Below are 19,179 nucleotides of genomic sequence, written 5' to 3' on the forward strand. Positions count from 1 at the left end.
CGTGCGGCTCACACCACGAGGAAAGCCGCCGTGAGCAGCGCCCCGCCCGACAACGCCAGTACCCACGCCGCCCGGGTCCGCAGCAGCCCGCCCGCCACCACGACCGACGCGAGCAGCAGCGCACCGCCCAGCGGCACCCACGCGTAAAGAATCCCGGCAGGACCGGAACGGACCGCGTCCCCACCACCCGGCTTCAGCACCACCGCGTAGGTCCGGCCCTTCTCCACGGCCACCGAGTTCTCCAGCACCACCTTCGCCCGCGGCTGCGAACCCCGCGACACCGGCGTGTACGGCCCCGTGCACGTCCGCGCACCGCACCAGGTCACCGCGACCGTGCCGCGCTCGCGCCCCTTCGTCAGCATCGCGTGCTGCGCCGTCCCCCACGACGCCCACACACCCGCGATCAGGATCAGCGCGGTGACCGTGCCCATCGCCGCGAACCGCCCGAACCGCAGGGCGGAGGAGCCACCGGAGGAGCGGACCGCAGAAGACATGGCCGAGATCCTTGGCCATGACCTTGCGGTCGGTCAACCTCGGCAGGCATCCGCACCGGACAACTCCCCCGAAGCCCCCCCATCAGCACGTCACGAGTTGTACGTGCTCTGCGCCCGCACCAGACCCTCGATCACCAGACACTCCACCGCGTCCGCCGCCCGGTCCACGAAGTAGTCCAGCTCCTTGCGCTCCGACGACGAAAAATCCCTCAGCACGAAATCCGCCACCTGCATCCGCCCCGGCGGCCTGCCGATCCCGAACCGCACCCGGTGATAATCCCGCCCGAACGCCTGCGTCAACGACTTCAGCCCGTTGTGACCGTTGTCCCCGCCACCCAGCTTCAACCGCAACGTCCCGTAGTCGATGTCCAGCTCGTCATGAACCGCCACCACACGCTCCGCCGGCACCTTGTAGAACTCCCGCAGCGCGTTCACCGGCCCACCCGACAGATTCATGTACGACATCGGCTTCACCAGCACCACCCGCCGGCCCGCCGGCCCCGGAGGCCCGACCCGGCCCTCCACCACCTGAGCCTGCGCCTTCCCCGCCCGCTTGAACCGGCCGCCCATCCGCTCCGCCAGCAGATCCGCCACCATGAACCCCACATTGTGGCGGTTCATCGCATACCCGGGCCCCGGATTGCCCAGCCCCACCACCAGCCAGGGACCCGCCGCGCCCGCCGCATCCGTCACGCCCATGCCTCCTTCATACGCGTCGGCCGCTGCCCCGCACGGGAACAGCGGCCGACGAACGACGACTCGAGAAGACGATCAGGCCTCGGCGGCCTCTTCGCCCGCCTCCTCGGCACCCTCGGGCGTCTCCTCCGCCTGCGCGGCCAGCACCTGAAGGACCACCGCGTCCTCCTCGACGGCCAGCTTCACACCGCTCGGCAGCGTGATGTCCTTGGCGAGGACCGAGGCACCGGCCTCCAGACCCTCCACGGACACGGTCACGCTCTCCGGAATGTGCGTGGCCTCGGCCTCGACCGGCAGCGCCGACAGCACGTGCTCCAGCAGGTTGCCACCCGGAGCCAGCTCACCCTCGGCCTGCACCGGGATCTCGACCTGGACCGTCTCGCCGCGCTGCACCAGCTGCAGGTCCACGTGCTCCAGGAAACCCTTCAGCGGGTCACGCTGCACGGCCTTCGGGATCGCCAGCTCGTTCGACTTGCCGTCGATGTCCAGAGCGATCAGCACGTTCGGCGTACGCAGCGCCATCAGCAGCTCGTGGCCCGGGAAGGTCAGGTGCAGCGGGTCCGAACCGTGCCCGTACAGCACACCCGGAACCTTGTTGTCACGACGGATACGGCGCGCGGCACCCTTACCGAACTCGGTGCGCGTCGCGGCGGTGATCTTCACCTCGGACATGGTCACTCCTCGAAGTCAGAAACGGACGTGGTCACCCGGCCACGAACGGCCTGCTACGAAGAGCGCGTCGATAACGGACCGCCGTACACGCTCCCATGAAGCGGTACGGCCTCCCTCGCCGAGCAACTTCAGCAGTCTACTCGGACCAGGAGGCCGCACCCAAAACGATCACCGGGACCCGTACGGTACCCGACCGCGGAACGACTGCAGAACCCTTACTGCACGTCCGCCACGCGCCTACTGCTCATCGAACAGGCTCGTCACCGAACCGTCCTCGAACACCTCACGCGCCGCACGCGCGATCGTCGGCGCAATCGACAGCACCTTGATCTTGTCCAGCGTCTCGCTCAGCTCACCCGGCGTCGGCAGCGTGTTGGTGAACACGAACTCACTCACCCGCGAGTTCTTCAGACGATCCGCCGCCGGACCCGACAGCACACCGTGCGTCGCCGTCACGATGACATCCTCCGCACCATGCGCGTACAACGCGTCCGCCGCCGCACAGATCGTGCCACCCGTGTCGATCATGTCGTCCACCAGCACACACACGCGGCCCTTCACCTCACCGACCACCTCATGCACGGTGACCTGGTTCGCCACGTCCTTGTCCCGCCGCTTGTGCACGATCGCCAACGGCGCACCCAACCGGTCGCACCAACGGTCCGCCACCCGCACACGGCCCGCGTCCGGAGACACCACCGTCAGCTTCGAACGGTCCACCTTCGCACCCACGTAATCCGCCAGCAGCGGCAGCGCGAACAGATGATCCACAGGACCGTCGAAGAAACCCTGAATCTGATCCGTGTGCAGATCCACCGCCAACAGCCGCGTCGCACCCGCCGTCTTCATCAGATCCGCGATCAGACGCGCCGAAATCGGTTCACGACCCCGGTGCTTCTTGTCCTGCCGCGCGTAACCGTAGAACGGCACGATGACCGTGATGGACCTGGCCGACGCACGCTTCAGCGCATCGATCATGATCAACTGCTCCATGATCCACTTATTGATCGGAGCGGTGTGGCTCTGAATCAGGAAACAGTCGGCACCACGAGCCGACTCCTGATACCGCACATAGATCTCGCCATTGGCGAAGTCGAAGGCCTTCGTCGGGACAACCCCGACACCCAGCTGGTGGGCGACCTCCTCGGCAAGCTCGGGGTGTGCGCGGCCGGAGAAGAGCATCATCTTCTTCTCGCCGGTCGTCTTGATCCCGGTCACAGCACGTTCTCCTCAGAGGTGTCGCAGCAGGTGGGGGTGCAGATGTGCACTTATCACGGTACGCGGTGTTCGCAGCGGCCGAATCCCCTCACCCCTCCTCGACCGCCCCCCGGGACGCCGCCTCGGCCGCCTTCGCCGCAGCACTCCCCGGACGCTTACGAGCCACCCAACCCTCGATATTCCGCTGCTGACCACGGGCCACAGCCAGCGAACCCGGCGGCACATCCTTCGTGATCACCGAGCCGGCAGCCGTATAAGCACCGTCCCCGACCGTGACAGGCGCCACAAACATGTTGTCCGAACCCGTCTTGCAATGCGAGCCCACCGTCGTGTGGTGCTTGTGCTCCCCGTCATAGTTGACGAACACACTCGCCGCACCGATGTTCGAGAACGCGCCGATCGTGGCATCCCCCACATACGACAGATGCGGAACCTTCGTCCCCTCACCGATCGACGCGTTCTTCGTCTCCACATACGTACCGATCTTGCCCTTACGGCCCAACCGCGTCCCCGGACGCAGATACGCATACGGCCCCACCGACGCCTCCGGACCCACATCGGCACCCACCGCCACCGTGTTGTCCACCCGCGCACCCGCACCCACCCGCGTATCCGTCAACCGCGCGTTCGGACCCACCTCACAGCCCTCCGCGAGATGCGTCGCACCGTGCAACTGCGTACCGGGGTGAATCACGACGTCCCGCTCGAACGTCACCGTCGCATCCACCCACGTCGTGGCGGGATCGACCACGGTCACCCCGGACAACATCGCCGCCGTCAGCAGCCGGTCGTTCAGAATCCGCCGCGCCTCGGACAACTGCACACGGTTGTTGATCCCCGCGATCTCCCGGTGATCACCCGCCACCGACGCACCCACCCGGTGCCCCGCCTCACGCAGAATCCCGAGCACATCCGTCAGGTACTCCTCACCCTGACTGTTGTCCGTACGCACCTTCTTCAACGCATCCGCCAGCAGAGCGCCGTCGAACGCGAACACACCCGAGTTGATCTCCCGGATCTCCCGCTGCGTCTCGGAGGCGTCCTTGTGCTCCACGATCGCGGTGACGGCACCGGTGTCGTCCCGCACGATCCGCCCGTAACCCGTCGCATCCGGCACCTCCGCCGTCAGCACGGTCACCGCGTTGCCGTCGGCGGTGTGGGTCGCGGACAGCTGCCGCAACGTCTCACCCGTCAGCAGCGGAGTGTCACCGCACACCACCACCACGGTCCCGTCCACGGAACCGCCCAGCTCCTCCAGCCCCATCCGCACGGCATGCCCCGTGCCGTTCTGCTCCTCCTGCACCGCGGTGCGGACGGCGGGGGAGACCTCGGCGAGGTGCGCGGTCACCTGCTCGCGGGCGTGACCCACGACGACGACCAGGTTCTCCGGGTCGAGTTCACCGGCGGCGGTGAGGACGTGGCCCACCAGGGAACGGCCACAGATGTCGTGCAGGACCTTCGGTGTGGCCGACTTCATACGGGTGCCCTCACCCGCTGCGAGTACGACGACGGCTGCCGGGCGAATGGCGCTCACGGGATGCCCTTCGGCTGTGATGGGGAGGGGGTGACATCCGCAGGATACCGGGGTGGGGGTGGGGGGACATGAGTGCGGGCCCTGACGTGGATGTCAGGGCCCGGACGCGACAGCTCCCCCATCAGGATTTGAACCTGAACTTAAGGGACCAAAACCCTCAGTGCTGCCTGATTACACCATGGGGGATGAAACTCGACTAAACCGGACATTCGGTCAGGTTGCCGAGTCGGCACCCAACACTATGCCGTACCAAGAGCCTTCGATGCGACGGTACAGGTCGGCGCCCTTCAGGACTTTGATCACCAGGCATCCCCGGTAGGACGCACCCACGTTCTTCCGCACCGTCTTGGGGTTGTGCCGCTTGAGCGTCGTCTTGTTGAACGCGCTGCGGTCGGACGACGTTCTCCCGGCGGTCGTACGGCTTGTCCTTGCCTCCTTCCGCCCAGTACAAGCCGACGCCCACGAGGAACAGCTCACGGGCCGACAGGTCGCCGATCGCCTGCTTGGCCGCCTCCTCGGTGCGCTGCCGCTCCTCGTCGCGGACGCGCAGCTTCGCTTCCCGGCCCCGACGTGGGCTCGGTCCCGCGCGTCGCGGTGCCACCGCCTGTTCGCGCAGGCTCTCGAAGTCGGCGTATGTGCCGGGTGCATGTGTCACACGCATACCGTCCGGCCGGAATGGTGTGTTCCCCTCTCGAACGGTGTCCGATTCAGCAGTGCGAGGGATTTCGGGCCGTACCGCGTCCGATCGGTCACCGTGTGTGGTGTGGGTCGGACGTGGAAACTCGCCGGATAACGGGTGGGGGCCGCCCGTAGGCTGGAGGCATGACCACGACGGGGGAAGACCATGTGACGGCCCGGGGCGGGCCGTGGTGGTGGGACAGGCGCCGCAGTGCGGTGTTCGATGTCGGGCTCGCGGTGGTGTCCGCGCTGGAGTGTGCGCTGGAGGGGATCCCGTTCGCGTGGGAGGCGGGGATCCCGGTGGCCGTGGGGGTGGTGTTCGGCCTGCTGGCGGGGTCGGTGCTGCTGGTGCGGCGGAAGTGGCCGATCGCGGTGGTGCTGGTGGCGATCGCGGTGACGCCGGCGTCGATGGGTCTGTTGATGGGTGTGGTCGGCCTGTATTCGCTGGCCGCGTCGGATCTGCCGCGGCGGATCATCGGTTCGCTGGCGGGGATGCAGTCGCTGGGTGTGCTGATCGTGATGTTCGTGCGGTTGCGGCAGGACGCGGCGCGGGGCGATCTGGATGTCGGGGACTGGATCGTGCCGTTCGCGTCGATCACGATGGCGTTGGGGGTGACGGCGCCGCCGTTGTTGCTGGGGCTGTATGTGGGGGCGCGCCGGCGGTTGATGGAGAGCTTGCGGGAGCGGGCGGACAGTCTGGAGCGGGAGCTGCAGTTGCTCGCGGAGCGGGCGGAGGAGCGTGCGGAGTGGGCGCGGGGTGAGGAGCGGACGCGGATCGCGCGTGAGATGCATGACGTGGTGGCGCATCGGGTGAGTCTGATGGTGGTGCATGCGGCGGCGTTGCAGGCGGTGGCGCGGAAGGATCCGGAGAAGGCGGTGAGGAATGCCGCGTTGGTGGGGGACATGGGGCGGCAGGCGTTGACGGAGTTGCGGGAGATGCTCGGGGTGCTGCGTTCGGGTGGGGACGGGGCGTTGCGGCGGGAGCGGGCGTCGGTGCCGTTGGCGGCGGTGGGGGCGGCTGCGGCGGCTGCGGCGTCGCGGGCGGTGGATGAGGCTGCGGGGGCGGGTGAGGGGCCGTGTCTGTCGGAGATCGATGAGTTGGTGGGGCAGTCGGCGGCTGCGGGGATGGTGGTGGATCTGTCGGTGGAGGGGGAGGTTCGTGCGTATGCGCCGGAGGTGGAGTCGACGGCGTATCGGGTGGTGCAGGAGGCGTTGACGAACGTCCATAAGCATGCGGCGGGTGCGAAGACGTATGTGCGTCTGGCGCATCGGGTGTCGGAGATCGCGATGCAGGTGGAGAACGAGCCGCCGTCGGGGGCGGTGTCGTCGGCTCGGTTGCCGTCGGGTGGGAATGGTCTGGTGGGGATGAAGGAGCGGGTGTCGGCGCTGGGTGGGGTGTTTGTGTCGGGGCCGACGGATGCGGGGGGTTTTCGGGTGTCGGCGGTGATTCCGGCGTCGTAGGCCGGGGGTGCGGTGGGGTCAGCCGGCGGTGAGGCGTGCGGGTTGGATGCCGGTGATGAGTGTGGTGAGGCCGTGGTCGATGGTGGGGCCGAGGTACCAGTCGCCGGTGTGGTCGAGGGCGTAGACGCGGCCTTGGGTGTCGATGGCGAGCAGGGTCTGGGTGTCGGTTTCGGCGCCGAGGGGGGAGACCTCGGTGTCGAGGGCGCGGCCGAGGTCGCCGAGGGTGCGGGCGAGGTGGAGGCCGTGGAGGGGGTCGAGGTGGAGGGTTGCGGGGGCGACTTGGCGGCCGGGGCCTGCGGGGGTGATGTGGAGGCCGCCGAATTCGGCCCAGGCTTCCACGGCTGCGGGGAAGACGGTGTGGCGGTGTCCTGCGGGTGAGGTGTGGTCGCGGAGGGTGTCGGCCCAGATTTCGGCTTGTTTGATGTCCCAGTGTCCGGGTTGCCATCCGGCGGTGCGGAGGGCGGCGTCGACGGGGACGGCGAAGCGGGTGGTGGAGGTGCGGTCGGTGTGCATCTGCTCTTCGTTCGTCGAGGTCGTGTGGTGGTGCGGGGTGGTTCAGCCGTCGGTGGTGGCGGCGGGGTCGACCATGCGGACGCCGAAGTGGGCGGTGAGGGCGGTGCAGGCGCGGCAGGGGGTGGCGTAGGCGCCGTGGAGGGGGTCTCCGTCCTCGCGGATGCGGCGGGTGGTGAGCTTTGCTTGTTTGAGGGCTTTGCGTGCTTCGCCGTTGGTCATGGGTTTTCGTGCGGCGCGTTTGCTGCGGGCGGCGTCGGCGGTGGTGATGTGCCGGGAGATGAGGATGGTTTCGGCGCAGCGGCCGGTGAAGCGGTCGCGTTGGTCGCTGGTGAGGGTGTCGAGGAAGTCCTGGACGAGGGGGTGGAGGGCGGGGGGTGTGTCGCCGCGGGCGGCGGTGCCGGTGAGGGTTTCGCCGCGGACGGAGAGGGCGGCGGCGATGGTGGGGAGGATGCCGTCGCGGCGGTGGTGGAGGGTGGGGGTGGGGGTGGTGTCGGTGGTGCTCCAGCCGATGCGGGGGTCGCCGGAGCGGGGGTCGCCGGATGGGCCGGTGTGCGTCCCCGTCTGCGTCATGTTCATGATCGTCTTCCCCTCCCGAGCATCCCCCCGGAGGTCACAGAGTGCCAAATGGGCGGGCTGATGGGGAAGCTGGGGCGGGGTGACACGCCCGGTTTGGGCGGGCTGTCACGGGAGGGTGACGGCTGGTCACGGAAGCGGAAGGGTGGGTGACCGGTGCCGGTGACCGGCCGGGGTGTACCGCATAGGCTGTCGGCACCGCGATTCACGCGGTGTTCCGCACGGTTGTGCGTGCGGGCGCCGTGGGGGTCGTGGCGGTACGTAGTCGAGACAGACGTGACAGTCGAATACGTTCCGTAACGGTCCGAAGGTGGGCGGTGCGGGGCGTACGGAATGCCGCAGGGGGCAACCGCCATGACGACAGGTCGGCTCGGGCTGGGGGATCCTCCCGGCCGCCAGGCCGGGGGACAAGCCGCGCCGCCGAACGCGGCCTATGCCGGGCAGGTCGTGCACTTCCCGGATCCGGTGCGTGCGGCCCGTCACCCGAGAGGGGTACGGGTGGACGAGCGTGGTTACCCCGACTTCTCGCCCTATGCGCGTGCGGCTGTGGAGATCGCGGAGCCGCCGGAGGGTTTCGGTGTCGACGAGCTGCGTCTGACCGACTACGTGTCGGCGAACGCGGCGTTGGCGGCGACCGGTCACGCGTTGTGGGACACGGTGCCGGCGGTGGCGACGCCGCACGGCTGGACGTGGCATCACGTGGCGGGTTCGCGGCGTCTTGAGCTGGTGCCGGTCGAGGTGAAGGCGCTGTTGCGGCATCACGGTGGTGTGGCGACGTCGGCGGTGGACCACGGCAAGCGGGGGACGCGGCCGTTGCAGGAGACGCGGCCGGCGCATTTCGGGCTGCCGAGGTCGGGTGCGGCGGTGTCGGAGTCGCAGGTCCTCGGCGTGGAGGAGGATCTGGGTTACCGGCTGCCGGGCGCGTACCGGTCGTTCCTGAAGGCGGCGGGTGGTTGTGCGCCGGTGGGTACGGCGTTGGACGCCGAGCTGGGGCTGCTGGTGGACCAGCCGTTCTTCACGGTGCGGGACGAGGCGGCGGTCAATGACCTCGTGTACGTGAACAAGTGTCTGCGTGACCATCTCACCAAGGACTATCTGTGCGTGGCGTTCGTGCAGGGCGGTCTGCTGGCGGTGAAGGTGCGGGGCGAGCGGCAGGGTTCGGTGTGGTTCTGCGCGTACGACGATGTGCGGGACGTGGATCCGTCGTGGCCGCCGGCCGAGCGGGTGGAGCGGCTGTTGCTGGCGTGCGGTGATGACTTCGACGCGTTCTTGTCGCGGCTGGCGGGGTCTCCGCCGGAGTTGGAGACGGTGGCGAATCTGATGGTGGACGGCGGGTTCGCGCGTGTCGTTCCGGTTTCTTCCGCGGGGGAGTGAGCTTCGGCGATGGTGACGTTCGCGCAGGCGCAGGAGCGCGCCGAGGAGTGGGTCAACGGGGATGTTCCGTCGTACCAGCATCGTGAGGTGCGGGTACGGGAGTTCGGCCTGGGGTTCGTGGTGTGGGCGGAGGACCGTGCGGACGGGCCTCGTTCGGACGGTGGTGCGCAGCGGCTGGTGATCGCCCGGGACAGTGGTGAGGCGACGTTGTGGCCCGCGCTGCCGGTGGGTGAGGTGATCCGCCGGTACGAGGAGGAGTACGGCCGTGATGCGGAGCTGTCGGCGGCGGAGCCGGCGCCTGCGGCGCGGGTGGATCTGAATCAGACGTCGTTCCTGTTGAGTCCGCCGGAGTGGCTGCAGGAGGCGGCGGACCGGCTGGGGATTCCGGACCGGCGCGGGGAGAGTGCGGGGGGTGCCTCGGGGGCCGGTGCGGTTCCGGGGCAGGGTGCGGGTCCGGCCGCGGCTTCCGCTGCTGCGGGGCCTGCTCCGGCTCCGGCTGCCGGTCCTGGTCCGCAGGATGCGTCCGCGGGGAGCGGGGCCGCGTGGCCCGCCGCCGGTGGGGGCGGTTCCCAGGCGGGTGCGGGTGCGCCTGCCGGGGCGACTCCGTGGGCGGGTACGGACACCAATGCCGATGCCGGTGACGATCGTTCGGTTCCGTTGCCGGAGACGGTGTTCGCGCCGCAGCTGAGCGAGTCGGGTGACGACACGCCGCCGCCCGCGCCGCCGGCGACGGCCGAGGCGCGGACCGCGTTGATGTCGGGCGGCAGTCAGCTCCCTCCGACGGCTCTCGCGCCGGCGGTTCCGGAGCCCGGTGCGCGGCAGGAGACGCCGCCGCCGTCGTCGCCCGCGCCGTACGGCCAGGGGCAGGGTGGTGCGCACGGTACGCCCGCGCCGGGTACGCCCGCGCCGGAGGTGCCGGCGCCTCCGCCGCCCGGTCCGGCTGCGGCGCCCGAGCGGCCGCTCGCGCCGAACGCGGGTGACATCGCCGACGCCGCGACCAGCAAGGCGACCCCGCCGCCGCGTCGTGGCTCGGGTGCGGCGACGCCGCCTCCTCCGGGTGCCCCGGGTACGCCGGGTGCGCGTCCGGGCGGCACGCCCGCGCCTGCGTCCGGTCCGGCGGGCGGGTATGTGCCGACGCAGCTGGTGTCGTCGCTCGGCGGGCCGCAGGGTGCCGGTGGTCCGACGCCGCCTCCGCCCGGGCCGCCGAACGCGCCCGGCGGTACGCCGCCCGGTGGTGTCCACCATGCCGCGACGATGTTCGCCGACCCGGCCGCGGGCGGCCCCGGCGCCCCCGCGCCTCCGGGGCCTCCTGGCGCTCCGGGCACGCCCGCGCCTCCCGGCCCGCCCGGCGCTCCCGGCACGCCCGCGCCTCCTGGGCCCCCCGGCGCTCCCCAGCCGCCCGGTGCGCCCGGTGCGCCCGGTACCGGAGGAGGCGGCCGTCCGCCGGTGCATCACGCGGAGACCGTGCTGGCCGCGCCCCCGGTGGGCGGTCCCGGTACGCCGCCGCCCCCGGCTCCCCCCGGTGTGCCCGGCGGTGCCCCCCCGATGCCGCCGCCCGGCGCCGTGCCGCCGGGTACGCCTCCGCCCGGTGTTCCGGGTCCGGGGCAGCCGCCGGCGTACGGTTACCCGCCGCAGCCGGCCGGGCAGCCGACGGTCGGCCCCGGTTACCAGGCGGTGCTGCGCTACCGCGCGCAGGACGGTTCCGAGCAGCAGCTGATCCGGCGTTCGGCGCCGGGCACGCCGCATCCGGAGTGGCAGATCTTCCATGAGCTGCGGGCCATGAACGTGCCGCCGGACCAGGTGCTGGAGCTGCACACCGAGCTGGAGTCGTGCGAGCTGCCGGGTGCGTACTGTGCGCGGATGATCCGGGAGCAGTGGCCGCAGGCGCGGATCACGAGCATCGCCCCCTACGGCACGGATCACGCCAGCCGGCAGCAGGGGATGCAGCAACTGCTGGCGCACCAGGGTGAGTTGCATCAGGTCGCGGACGGTCCGGCGCGTCCGGCGCCCGTCCGCGCGCCGGTTCCGCCGGTGCAGCCGGCGCCGCCGGTTCCGCCGGAGGCCGTCGCGCAGGAGCTGGCGGGGGCGTTCGGGCCGGGGGTGTTCCGGTTCGAGCAGGCGGCGGTGTCCCGGCAGGGCGTGCCGCCGGTGGTGGCGCACACGCTGGTGGCGGCGGGGCTGCCGATGGACATGGGCCCGTTCTTCTGGGCGCAGGCGCAGCCGGGCCGTCCGGTGCCGACGCTGGCGGAGCTGGCCGCGGAGCGGGGTGTGCAGGCGGCCCCGGACGCGGGCTCGTACCTGGTGATGGGCAGCGACTTCGGCAAGGCGATCTGTGTGCAGTACGGCACGGCGAACATCGTCGCGGTGCCGGTGGAGGCGGGGCCGGGCGGTGTGTCCGTTCCGCCGCAGTTCGTGAACACCGGTCTGCCGGAGTTCGCGCGCTGTCTGGCGCTGCTGGGGCGGATGTGGCGGCTGCGGTTCGGGCTGAATCAGGAGCAGGCGGGCCGCTGGACCGTCGACTTCCAGGCGCAGTTGGCCGCGCTGGACCCGGCGGCGCTGGGTTCGCCGGAGAGCTGGTGGTCGGTGCTGCTGGAGCAGATGTGGGACGGGCTGCTGTGATGCGGCGGCGCTGATGCGTGTGTGACGCGAGGAGCCGGGCCCGGTCGTGGAGGCGACCGGGCCCGGCTTTTGCGTGCCTGCTCCGCGGAGTGTCGCGTTATGAACACTTCCGTGTGATCCATCAAGATGTGCGCGATTCATCCCATTTCGCACTCGGTCGTCGTGGTGGGCTTCGTGTCCGTCGGTGGAGAGGGGTTCCAGGGTGAGCAGCGCATCGGTGTCGTCGCAGGGCTTCGAGGTGGTGCGGGGGCGTGGCTACCGTCCCTTGCAGGTGATCGCATACGTCGAGGCACTCTCGGAGGACCGTGACGCCGCCTGGGAGCGGGCGGCGCGGCTCACGGTGCTGGCCAGGGAGATGGAGGAGGAGCTGGAGCTGCTGCGCGCGCGGGTGGCGGCGCTTCCCGAGCAGACGTACGAATCGCTGGGGGAGAGCGCGCGGCGGCTGTTCGAGCTGGCCCGGGAGGAGGCGACGGCCGTACGGGAGGCGGCCCGGCAGCATGCGCGGGACGTGACGGATCTGGCGCGGGACGACGCGGACGGTGTGCGGGAGGCGGCGCGGGCGTGCGCGGACCGGGTGCGTGCGGCGGCGGACGAGCATGCCCGTGAGCGGCTGCTCGCGGCCCGCGCGGAGGCCGACGAGATCCGCATCGAGGCCCGGCTGGAGGTGAAGGAGCAGCGCGGGCGGACGCTGGCGGCGCTGCGGGAGATGCGGGAGCGCACGTCCGGGATGCTTGCGGAGGGGGCGCGGGACCAGGCGGAACGGCTGGACGAGGTGGAGCGGGAGGAGGCCGGACGGGTGGCCGCGCTGGACGCCCGTCAGGCGGAGGCGGAGGCCCGGGCGCGGAGTGCGGTGGCCGAGGCGCAGCAGGCGTTCGCCGACGCGGAGGAGTCGGCCCGCCGCCGCGCGGAGGAGGCGCAGGAGCGTGCGGCGGAGGTGCTCGCCGAGGCGCACGCCCGCGCGGAGGGCATCGCGCGGGAGACGGAGCGGGTGCTGCGCGACCACGCCGACCGGCGGGAGGACGTGCAGACGCACATGGACCACGTGTGCGCCAGTCTCAGCGCGCTGACGGGGCGGGTCGTGGAGTAGGGGAGAGAGAGGGGTTCTCACATCCTTCTGCGTGCCGCCCCGGCGAGGATCCACCCCTCCACGGCCTCGTACTGACGTCGCTGTTCCTCCGCGTGCCTCCGGCCGGAGGCCACGGTGCCGAGCCAGCCGCAGAGGAAGCCGAGGGGGATGGAGAGCAGGCCGGTGGTGGTGAACGGGAACCAGTTGAAGTCGGCGTCGGGGAAGGCGGATACGGGCGATCCGGAGACCAGGTTGGTGCCCGGCATCAGCAGCAGCACGGACAGCGAGCCGCCGATGAGGGTGGCGAGCAGGCCTGTGCGGGTGTAGCGGCGCCAGAAGAGGCTGTAGACGAGGGCGGGGGCGATGGCGGAGGCGCCGAGGCAGAAGGACAGGGTGACCAGGGGCTGCAGGCTGTGGTGCTGCACCAGGGTGGCCAGCAGGATCGCGGGGACGCCCACGGCGAGTGCGGAGAGGCGGGCCAGGATCATCTCGTGGCGCGGTGACATCTCCTGGACGCGGGCGGCGAAGACGTCGTGGGCGAGGGAGTTGGCGCAGGCGAGGATCATGCCGGCGACGGAGGCGAGGACGGTGAGGAAGATCGCCGTGGTGACGGTGGTGAGGAGGAAGGTCTCCGCCGCGGACACCTCCGGGCCGAACGCGGCCTGTGAGCCGAGCAGGTAGGCGGTGTTGCCCCGGGGGTCGGCCCGGGCGACGGCGGCCCGTCCGGCCAGGGCGGTGGCGCCGAAGCCGATGACGGTGATGACGAGGACGAACAGGGCCACGGCGGACACCGCCCAGGACATCGAGCGGCGCACCTGGCGTGCGCCGGAGGCGGTGTACATGCGCATGGTGACGTGGGGGAGGCAGGCGCCGCCGAGGACGACCGTCAGATGCGAGGTGATCATGTCCCAGCCGGGGCCGGCGCCTCCGGTGAACTGCAGGCCCGGGGCGAGGAACGCGTCGCCGACGCCGCTGCCCGCGGCGGCCGCGTCGAAGAGGGCGCCCGGGTTCCAGTCGAAGCGGTGCAGGACGAGGGCGGCGACGACGATGCCGGAGCCGAGCAGCAGCACGATCTTCAGGATCTGGATGAGGGCGGTGCCCTTCATGCCGCCGATCGCCGCGTAACTGATCATCAGGGCGCCCACGCCGACGATGCAGCCGGTCTGCAGGGACTCGCCGGAGAAGCCGAGGATGAACCCCATGAGCTGCCCGGTTCCGGCGAGTTGGACCAGCATCAGCGGCAGCAGCGCTGCGAGGGTGACGGCGCTGGCGGCGATCCGTATCCCGCGTTCCTGCGGCATACGGCGGGCCAGCGCGTCGCCCATGGTGAACCGGCCCGCGTTGCGCAGGGGTTCGGCCAGCAGGAACATCAGCAGCATCAGGGACAGGGCGGTGGACAGGGCGAGCACGATCCCGTCGTAGCCGAAGAGGGCGATGACACCGCCGGTGCCGAGGACGGTGGCGGCGGAGATGTAGTCACCGGCGATGGCCGCCGTTGCGCATGGGGGAGAGGGAGCCGTAACCGGTGTAGAACTCGTCGAGGTCGTCGCGGTCGGGGCCGGTCATCACGCACAGCAGGAGGGTGACGGTGGCGACGGCGGAGAAGCCGACGAGGGCCATGGCCTGGGTGTCGCCGCCGAATTCGGGGTTCATCGTGTCGCCTCCCGCTTGGCGTCCAGCGCGCTCTGACGGCGGATGAGGTCCGCGAGGGGGTCGACGCGGCGGCGGGCGGTGCTCTCGTACAGGGCGATGGCCAGCCAGGTGACGGGCACCTGGAGCACGGCGAGGAGCAGCCCGGTGGGTACGCCGTCGGTGACGGTGCCGGTCATGAAGTCCGGTGCGAACGCCGACAGGACGAGGAAGAGGACGAAGTATCCGAGTGCGGTGAGGGTGGCGGCACGGCGCTGCCAGCGGTAGGCGCTGCGCAGCCGGCGCAGGTCGGAGTGGTGTCCGAGCGGGGCGTGCTGGGGAGCCCGCCTCGGCTCGGGGGCGGGCGGGGCCGCCGGGGGCAGCCAGGGGTAGGTGGCGTAGGAGGGGGAGGCGGCGTACGAGGGCCGGGGGTGGGGGGCCCGGTGGGGGTGGGGGCGCTGGTACGGGTCGGTGGGCATCCCGTTCTCCTTGCGTGGCTCGGATCCGTGCGGGGACGGCAGGGAGGGGGGTGGGGGGAGCGGAGACCGCACGCTACTCGCGCGTACGGGGGTGCGCTGCGTTTTGGCCGAACTGAGTGGTCGGTATGCGCTTACCGCTCGGTTCCCGGGGCTGACCTGGGGTGTTACCCGGATTAACTCAGACTTTTGCGCCACGAAGTCCCGTCGTCGGGACCCGACTTGACCCTGACGCGACGGGAGGGTGGAGCCTCGGACACGCCGGCGGGACGGAGCTTCGGATACGTCAGGCAGGTTGGAGATTCGGATGCACCGACAGGAGGACCCGACCCCGAGACGGACTCCCCCCGTCGGCGGAAGCCCTTAGGGGTACCTCCGTACTACGGCTCGGGGAGGGTTCGTACCGGCGGAGGACGAGACGGGGCGGGAGCCGTCCTTAACCTGGCTTTACGCCGCCGGGGGGTGGTGAAGCACAGCAACGGGGGTGGGGTTTTCCCCAGGGAAAGACTGCGCTGAACACCAGCGCGCCCGACCCCCTCCCACCGCGAGACTGAAGCACATCGCACGAACGGGCACCGAACGGCCGCCGGACGACACGGGGGTCGCCGGGGCGCCGCACTCACTTTGCTGACCGACATAGGAGACTTACCGTGACATCGGCTGTGACCATTCCCGGGCACGGGGGCGATTCAGAGGGTGCGGCGCGAAGCGCCTCGTTGAGGGGTGGCGGCCGGGCGGCGGGCGGGAGGACGGCCGTTGCCGCGCGGGCGCGGCAGGTCGTGAAGGCGTACGGGTCCGGTGAGACCCGTGTCGTCGCCCTCGACCACGTCGACGTGGACATCGCCCGCGGCCGGTTCACCGCGATCATGGGCCCCTCGGGGTCCGGCAAGTCCACCCTGATGCACTGCCTCGCCGGGCTCGACACCGTCACCAGCGGTCAGATCTACCTGGACGAGACCGAGATCACCGGCCTGAAGGACAAGAAGCTCACGCGGCTGCGCCGGGACCGCATCGGGTTCATCTTCCAGGCGTTCAACCTGCTGCCGACGCTGAACGCGATCGAGAACATCACGCTGCCCATGGACATCGCCGGCCGCAGGCCCGACAAGGCATGGCTGGACCGGGTCGTGGAGACCGTCGGGCTCGCGGGACGGCTCAAGCACCGGCCCACCCAGCTCTCCGGCGGCCAGCAGCAGCGCGTCGCGGTGGCACGGGCACTGGCCGCCCGGCCGGAGATCATCTTCGGTGACGAGCCGACCGGAAACCTCGACTCCCGCGCGGGCGCCGAAGTCCTCGGCTTCCTGCGCCGCTCGGTCGACGAGCTGGGCCAGACCATCGTGATGGTCACCCACGACCCGGTCGCCGCCTCCTACGCGGACCGTGTGCTGTACCTCGCCGACGGCCGCATCGTCGACGAGATGCACCAGCCCACCGCCGAGCAGGTCCTGGACCGCATGAAGGACTTCGACGCCCGGGGGCGCACGTCATGACCGTGCTCAAGACCTCGATGCGCAACTTCTTCGCGCACAAGGGACGCATGGCGCTGTCGGCGATCGCGGTGCTGCTGTCGGTGGCGTTCGTGTGCGGGACCCTGGTGTTCACGGACACCATGAACACCACGTTCGACAAGCTGTTCGCGGCCACCTCCTCGGACGTCACCGTCAGCCACAAGGACGCCTCCGACAGCGGTGAGACGACCTCCGGCAACGGCAAGCCGCCGGTGATACCGGCCACCGTGCTCGACGAGGTCAAGGCCGCCGAGGGCGTGCAGTCGGCCGAGGGCACGGTGTTCTCCACCTCGGTGAGCGTCGTCGACGGCGACAAGGACAGCCTCTCGCCGAACAGCGGCGGCCCGACCATCGTCGGCAGCTGGAACGCCAACGACGCCCGCACCATGGAGATCACCTCCGGTGCCGCGCCCGAGGGCGCCGACCAGATCATGGTCGACGCCGACACCGCCGACAAGCACGACCTGAAGCTCGGTGACGAGATCGGAGTCATCAGCGCGGTCGGCACGCACACCGCGAAGATCTCCGGCATCGCCGACTTCACCGTCACCAACCCCGGTGCCGCGATCTTCTACATGGACACCGAGACCGCCCAGCGGACCCTGGTCGGCGAGCGCGGCGTCTACACCAACGTCAACGTCACGGCCGCGGCCGGCGTCAGCGACGAACAGCTGAAGAAGAACGTCACGGCCGAACTCGGCGGCGGCTACAAGGTGCTGACCGCCGAGGAGACCGCGGAGGCCAACCAGAAGAGCGTCGGCGAGTTCATGAACGTCATGAAGTACGCCATGCTCGGCTTCGCCGGGATCGCCTTCCTCGTCGGCATCTTCCTGATCATCAACACCTTCTCCATGCTGGTCGCCCAGCGCACCCGGGAGATCGGCCTGATGCGGGCGATCGGCTCGTCCCGCAAGCAGGTCAACCGCTCGGTGCTGGTCGAAGCCCTGCTGCTCGGGGTGATCGGCTCGGTCCTCGGAGTCGGCGCGGGCGTCGGCCTCGCGGTCGGCCTGATGAAGCTCATGGGCCAGATGGGCATGGAGCTGTCCACCGACGACCTCACGGTCGCCTGGACCACCCCCGCGCTCGGCCTGCTCCTCGGTGTCGTCGTCACCGTGCTCGCCGCCTACCTGCCCGCCCGACGCGCCGGGAAGATCTCCCCGATGGCCGCGCTGCGCGACGCCGGCACCCCGGCGGACGCCAAGGCCGGCTGGATCCGGGCCGCGGTCGGTCTGGTCCTCACCGGCGCCGGCGGCTTCGCCCTCTACCTGGCCGGGACCGCCGACCAGGCCACCGACGGCTCCCTGTGGCTGGGCCTGGGCGTGGTGCTGTCCCTGATCGGCTTCGTCGTCATCGGCCCGGTGCTGGCGAGCGGCATGGTCCGCGTCCTCGGCGCGCTCCTGCTGCGGGCGTTCGGCCCCGTGGGCCGCATGGCCGAGCGCAACGCCCTGCGCAACCCGCGCCGCACCGGTGCGACGGGCGCCGCGCTGATGATCGGCCTGGCCCTGGTGGCCTGCCTGTCCGTGGTCGGCTCCTCCATGGTCGCCTCGGCCACCGAGGAACTCGACAAGACGGTCGGCACGGACTTCATCATCCAGGACGACATGGGCGCGCTGGTCACCTCGCAGGCCGTCGAGGCCGTGAAGTCGACGCCGGGCATCGACCGGGTCACCGAGTACAAGTGGACCGAGGCGGACTTCACCACGCCCGACGGCAAGACCGTCGACGACACCGCGATCACCGCCGCCGACCCGACGTACGCGACCGACCTGCGGGTCGAGACCGTCGCCGGCACGCTCGCCGACGCCTACCGGCCCGACTCGATGTCCGTCCACGAGGACTTCGCCAAGGACCACGACGTCCGCATCGGCTCGAAGATCGACGTCGCCTTCAAGGACGGCACCACGGGCTCCCTGACGGTGCGGGCCATCACCAGCAGTGAGGGCGTGATCGACGCCGGCGCGATGTACACGTCCATCGACACCCTCGCCACCTACGTCCCGGCCGACAAGATGCCGCTGGACCAGCTGGTCTTCGCCTCGGCGAAGGACGGGCAGAAGGACGCCGCGTACAAGGCGCTGAAGGACTCGCTGAGTGACTTCCCCGACTACGAGGTGCGCGACCAGACCGACTACAAGGAGGCGCTGAAGGACCAGATCGGCCAGCTGCTGAACATGATCTACGGTCTGCTGGCCCTGGCGATCGTCGTCGCGATCCTGGGTGTGGTGAACACCCTGGCCCTGTCGGTCGTGGAGCGCACCCGGGAGATCGGCCTGATGCGGGCCATCGGCCTCTCCCGCCGCCAGCTGCGCCGCATGATCCGTATGGAGTCGGTCGTGATCGCCCTGTTCGGTGCGCTGCTGGGCCTCGGCCTGGGCATGGGCTGGGGCGCCACCGCGCAGCAGCTCCTGGCGCTGGAGGGCATGAAGGTCCTCGACATCCCCTGGCCGACGATCATCGGCGTCTTCATCGGCTCGGCCTTCGTGGGCCTCTTCGCGGCCCTGGTCCCGGCCTTCCGCGCCGGCCGCATGAACGTCCTGAACGCCATCGCCACCGATTAGCCACCGCACACGGGGGTTGCGGGGGAACACCGGCGCCGGAAAGTCCACGAGGACTTTCCGGCGCCGACCCGTGCCGACGGGTGCCCCTGGCTTCTTGAGTCACCGAGTCG

The 19,179-nt window shown here is 70.6% G+C and carries 14 protein-coding genes and 2 pseudogenes; 6 read left to right on the top strand and 10 right to left on the bottom strand.

The annotated features are described in order from the left end of the window. Positions 1-8: 8 nt before the first annotated feature. From ACZ44S_RS25205 to ACZ44S_RS25230, 6 genes and pseudogenes are all read right to left on the bottom strand, one after another. Entirely contained in the window at positions 9-494 is a 486-nt protein-coding gene (locus ACZ44S_RS25205) for a hypothetical protein (protein WP_466932724.1), read from the bottom strand. A gap of 90 nt (positions 495-584) precedes the next feature. Next, entirely contained in the window at positions 585-1,193 is a 609-nt protein-coding gene (pth, locus tag ACZ44S_RS25210; RefSeq protein WP_466932726.1) for an aminoacyl-tRNA hydrolase, read from the bottom strand. Between the two features lie 72 nt (positions 1,194-1,265). Next, complete coding sequence (locus ACZ44S_RS25215; protein WP_466932728.1) at positions 1,266-1,862, bottom strand: 50S ribosomal protein L25/general stress protein Ctc; 597 nt, start codon at positions 1,860-1,862, stop codon at positions 1,266-1,268. Between the two features lie 237 nt (positions 1,863-2,099). Beyond that, a complete protein-coding gene (locus tag ACZ44S_RS25220) occupies positions 2,100-3,080 on the bottom strand; it encodes a ribose-phosphate diphosphokinase (RefSeq protein ID WP_466932730.1) in 981 nt (326 codons plus the stop codon). Between the two features lie 88 nt (positions 3,081-3,168). Further along, on the bottom strand, positions 3,169-4,614 hold the full coding sequence (gene glmU, locus ACZ44S_RS25225) for a bifunctional UDP-N-acetylglucosamine diphosphorylase/glucosamine-1-phosphate N-acetyltransferase GlmU (protein ID WP_466932732.1): 1,446 nt from the start codon (positions 4,612-4,614) through the stop codon (positions 3,169-3,171). A 213-nt stretch (positions 4,615-4,827) separates the two neighbouring features. Further along, a pseudogene (locus ACZ44S_RS25230) lies at positions 4,828-5,203 on the bottom strand (hypothetical protein); the annotation flags it as partial. Positions 5,204-5,436: 233 nt separating this feature from the next. Here ACZ44S_RS25230 and ACZ44S_RS25235 point away from each other — a divergent pair. Next, positions 5,437-6,753, top strand: coding sequence for a sensor histidine kinase (locus ACZ44S_RS25235; protein ID WP_466932734.1), 1,317 nt, complete (start codon positions 5,437-5,439; stop codon positions 6,751-6,753). 18 nt (positions 6,754-6,771) lie between these two features. On the opposite strand, the gene ACZ44S_RS25240 is transcribed toward ACZ44S_RS25235, so the two are convergent. Together ACZ44S_RS25240 and ACZ44S_RS25245 are read right to left on the bottom strand one after the other, a co-directional pair. Beyond that, positions 6,772-7,266: an SUKH-3 domain-containing protein gene (locus ACZ44S_RS25240; RefSeq protein ID WP_466932736.1), complete on the bottom strand. Its 495-nt coding sequence runs from the start codon at positions 7,264-7,266 to the stop codon at positions 6,772-6,774. A gap of 42 nt (positions 7,267-7,308) precedes the next feature. Beyond that, positions 7,309-7,842, bottom strand: coding sequence for a YwqJ-related putative deaminase (locus ACZ44S_RS25245; protein ID WP_361027460.1), 534 nt, complete (start codon positions 7,840-7,842; stop codon positions 7,309-7,311). Between the two features lie 351 nt (positions 7,843-8,193). On the opposite strand from ACZ44S_RS25245, the gene ACZ44S_RS25250 reads away from it, so the two are divergent. From ACZ44S_RS25250 to ACZ44S_RS25260, 3 genes are all read left to right on the top strand, one after another. Then, complete coding sequence (locus ACZ44S_RS25250) at positions 8,194-9,213, top strand: SMI1/KNR4 family protein (protein ID WP_466932738.1); 1,020 nt, start codon at positions 8,194-8,196, stop codon at positions 9,211-9,213. Positions 9,214-9,222: 9 nt separating this feature from the next. Beyond that, the gene (locus tag ACZ44S_RS25255; protein ID WP_466932739.1) at positions 9,223-11,832 is read left to right on the top strand and encodes an SUKH-4 family immunity protein; all 2,610 of its coding nucleotides are present in this window, start codon (positions 9,223-9,225) and stop codon (positions 11,830-11,832) included. Positions 11,833-12,034: 202 nt separating this feature from the next. After that, positions 12,035-12,919, top strand: a complete 885-nt coding sequence (locus tag ACZ44S_RS25260; protein WP_466932741.1) for a cellulose-binding protein — start codon at positions 12,035-12,037, stop codon at positions 12,917-12,919. A 17-nt stretch (positions 12,920-12,936) separates the two neighbouring features. On the opposite strand, the pseudogene ACZ44S_RS25265 reads toward ACZ44S_RS25260, so the two are convergent. Beyond that, positions 12,937-14,551: pseudogene (locus ACZ44S_RS25265) on the bottom strand (sodium/solute symporter). Next, complete coding sequence (locus tag ACZ44S_RS25270) at positions 14,548-15,006, bottom strand: DUF485 domain-containing protein (protein ID WP_466932743.1); 459 nt, start codon at positions 15,004-15,006, stop codon at positions 14,548-14,550. The pseudogene ACZ44S_RS25265 and the gene ACZ44S_RS25270 overlap by 4 nt, the downstream one beginning before the upstream one ends. Positions 15,007-15,653: 647 nt before the next feature. Between ACZ44S_RS25270 and ACZ44S_RS25275 the strand changes: the two genes are divergently transcribed. Together ACZ44S_RS25275 and ACZ44S_RS25280 are read left to right on the top strand one after the other, a co-directional pair. Then, on the top strand, positions 15,654-16,493 hold the full coding sequence (locus ACZ44S_RS25275; protein WP_466932744.1) for an ABC transporter ATP-binding protein: 840 nt from the start codon (positions 15,654-15,656) through the stop codon (positions 16,491-16,493). Then, on the top strand, positions 16,490-19,069 hold the full coding sequence (locus ACZ44S_RS25280; RefSeq protein ID WP_466932745.1) for an ABC transporter permease: 2,580 nt from the start codon (positions 16,490-16,492) through the stop codon (positions 19,067-19,069). Before ACZ44S_RS25275 ends, ACZ44S_RS25280 begins: the two co-directional genes overlap by 4 nt. Positions 19,070-19,179 lie beyond the last annotated feature (110 nt).

Source organism: Streptomyces malachitofuscus (assembly GCF_055571035.1).

Bases quoted from the DNA above. Each gene is read 5' to 3' on its own strand.
- ACZ44S_RS25240 (WP_466932736.1), bottom strand. From the start codon at position 7,266: ATGCACACCGACCGCACCTCCACCACCCGCTTCGCCGTCCCCGTCGAC.
- ACZ44S_RS25245 (WP_361027460.1), bottom strand. From the start codon at position 7,842: ATGAACATGACGCAGACGGGGACGCACACCGGCCCATCCGGCGACCCC.
- ACZ44S_RS25205 (WP_466932724.1), bottom strand. From the start codon at position 494: ATGTCTTCTGCGGTCCGCTCCTCCGGTGGCTCCTCCGCCCTGCGGTTC.
- ACZ44S_RS25235 (WP_466932734.1), top strand. From the start codon at position 5,437: ATGACCACGACGGGGGAAGACCATGTGACGGCCCGGGGCGGGCCGTGG.
- ACZ44S_RS25215 (WP_466932728.1), bottom strand. From the start codon at position 1,862: ATGTCCGAGGTGAAGATCACCGCCGCGACGCGCACCGAGTTCGGTAAG.
- ACZ44S_RS25270 (WP_466932743.1), bottom strand. From the start codon at position 15,006: ATGCCCACCGACCCGTACCAGCGCCCCCACCCCCACCGGGCCCCCCAC.
- ACZ44S_RS25280 (WP_466932745.1), top strand. From the start codon at position 16,490: ATGACCGTGCTCAAGACCTCGATGCGCAACTTCTTCGCGCACAAGGGA.
- ACZ44S_RS25250 (WP_466932738.1), top strand. From the start codon at position 8,194: ATGACGACAGGTCGGCTCGGGCTGGGGGATCCTCCCGGCCGCCAGGCC.
- ACZ44S_RS25255 (WP_466932739.1), top strand. From the start codon at position 9,223: ATGGTGACGTTCGCGCAGGCGCAGGAGCGCGCCGAGGAGTGGGTCAAC.
- pth (WP_466932726.1), bottom strand. From the start codon at position 1,193: ATGGGCGTGACGGATGCGGCGGGCGCGGCGGGTCCCTGGCTGGTGGTG.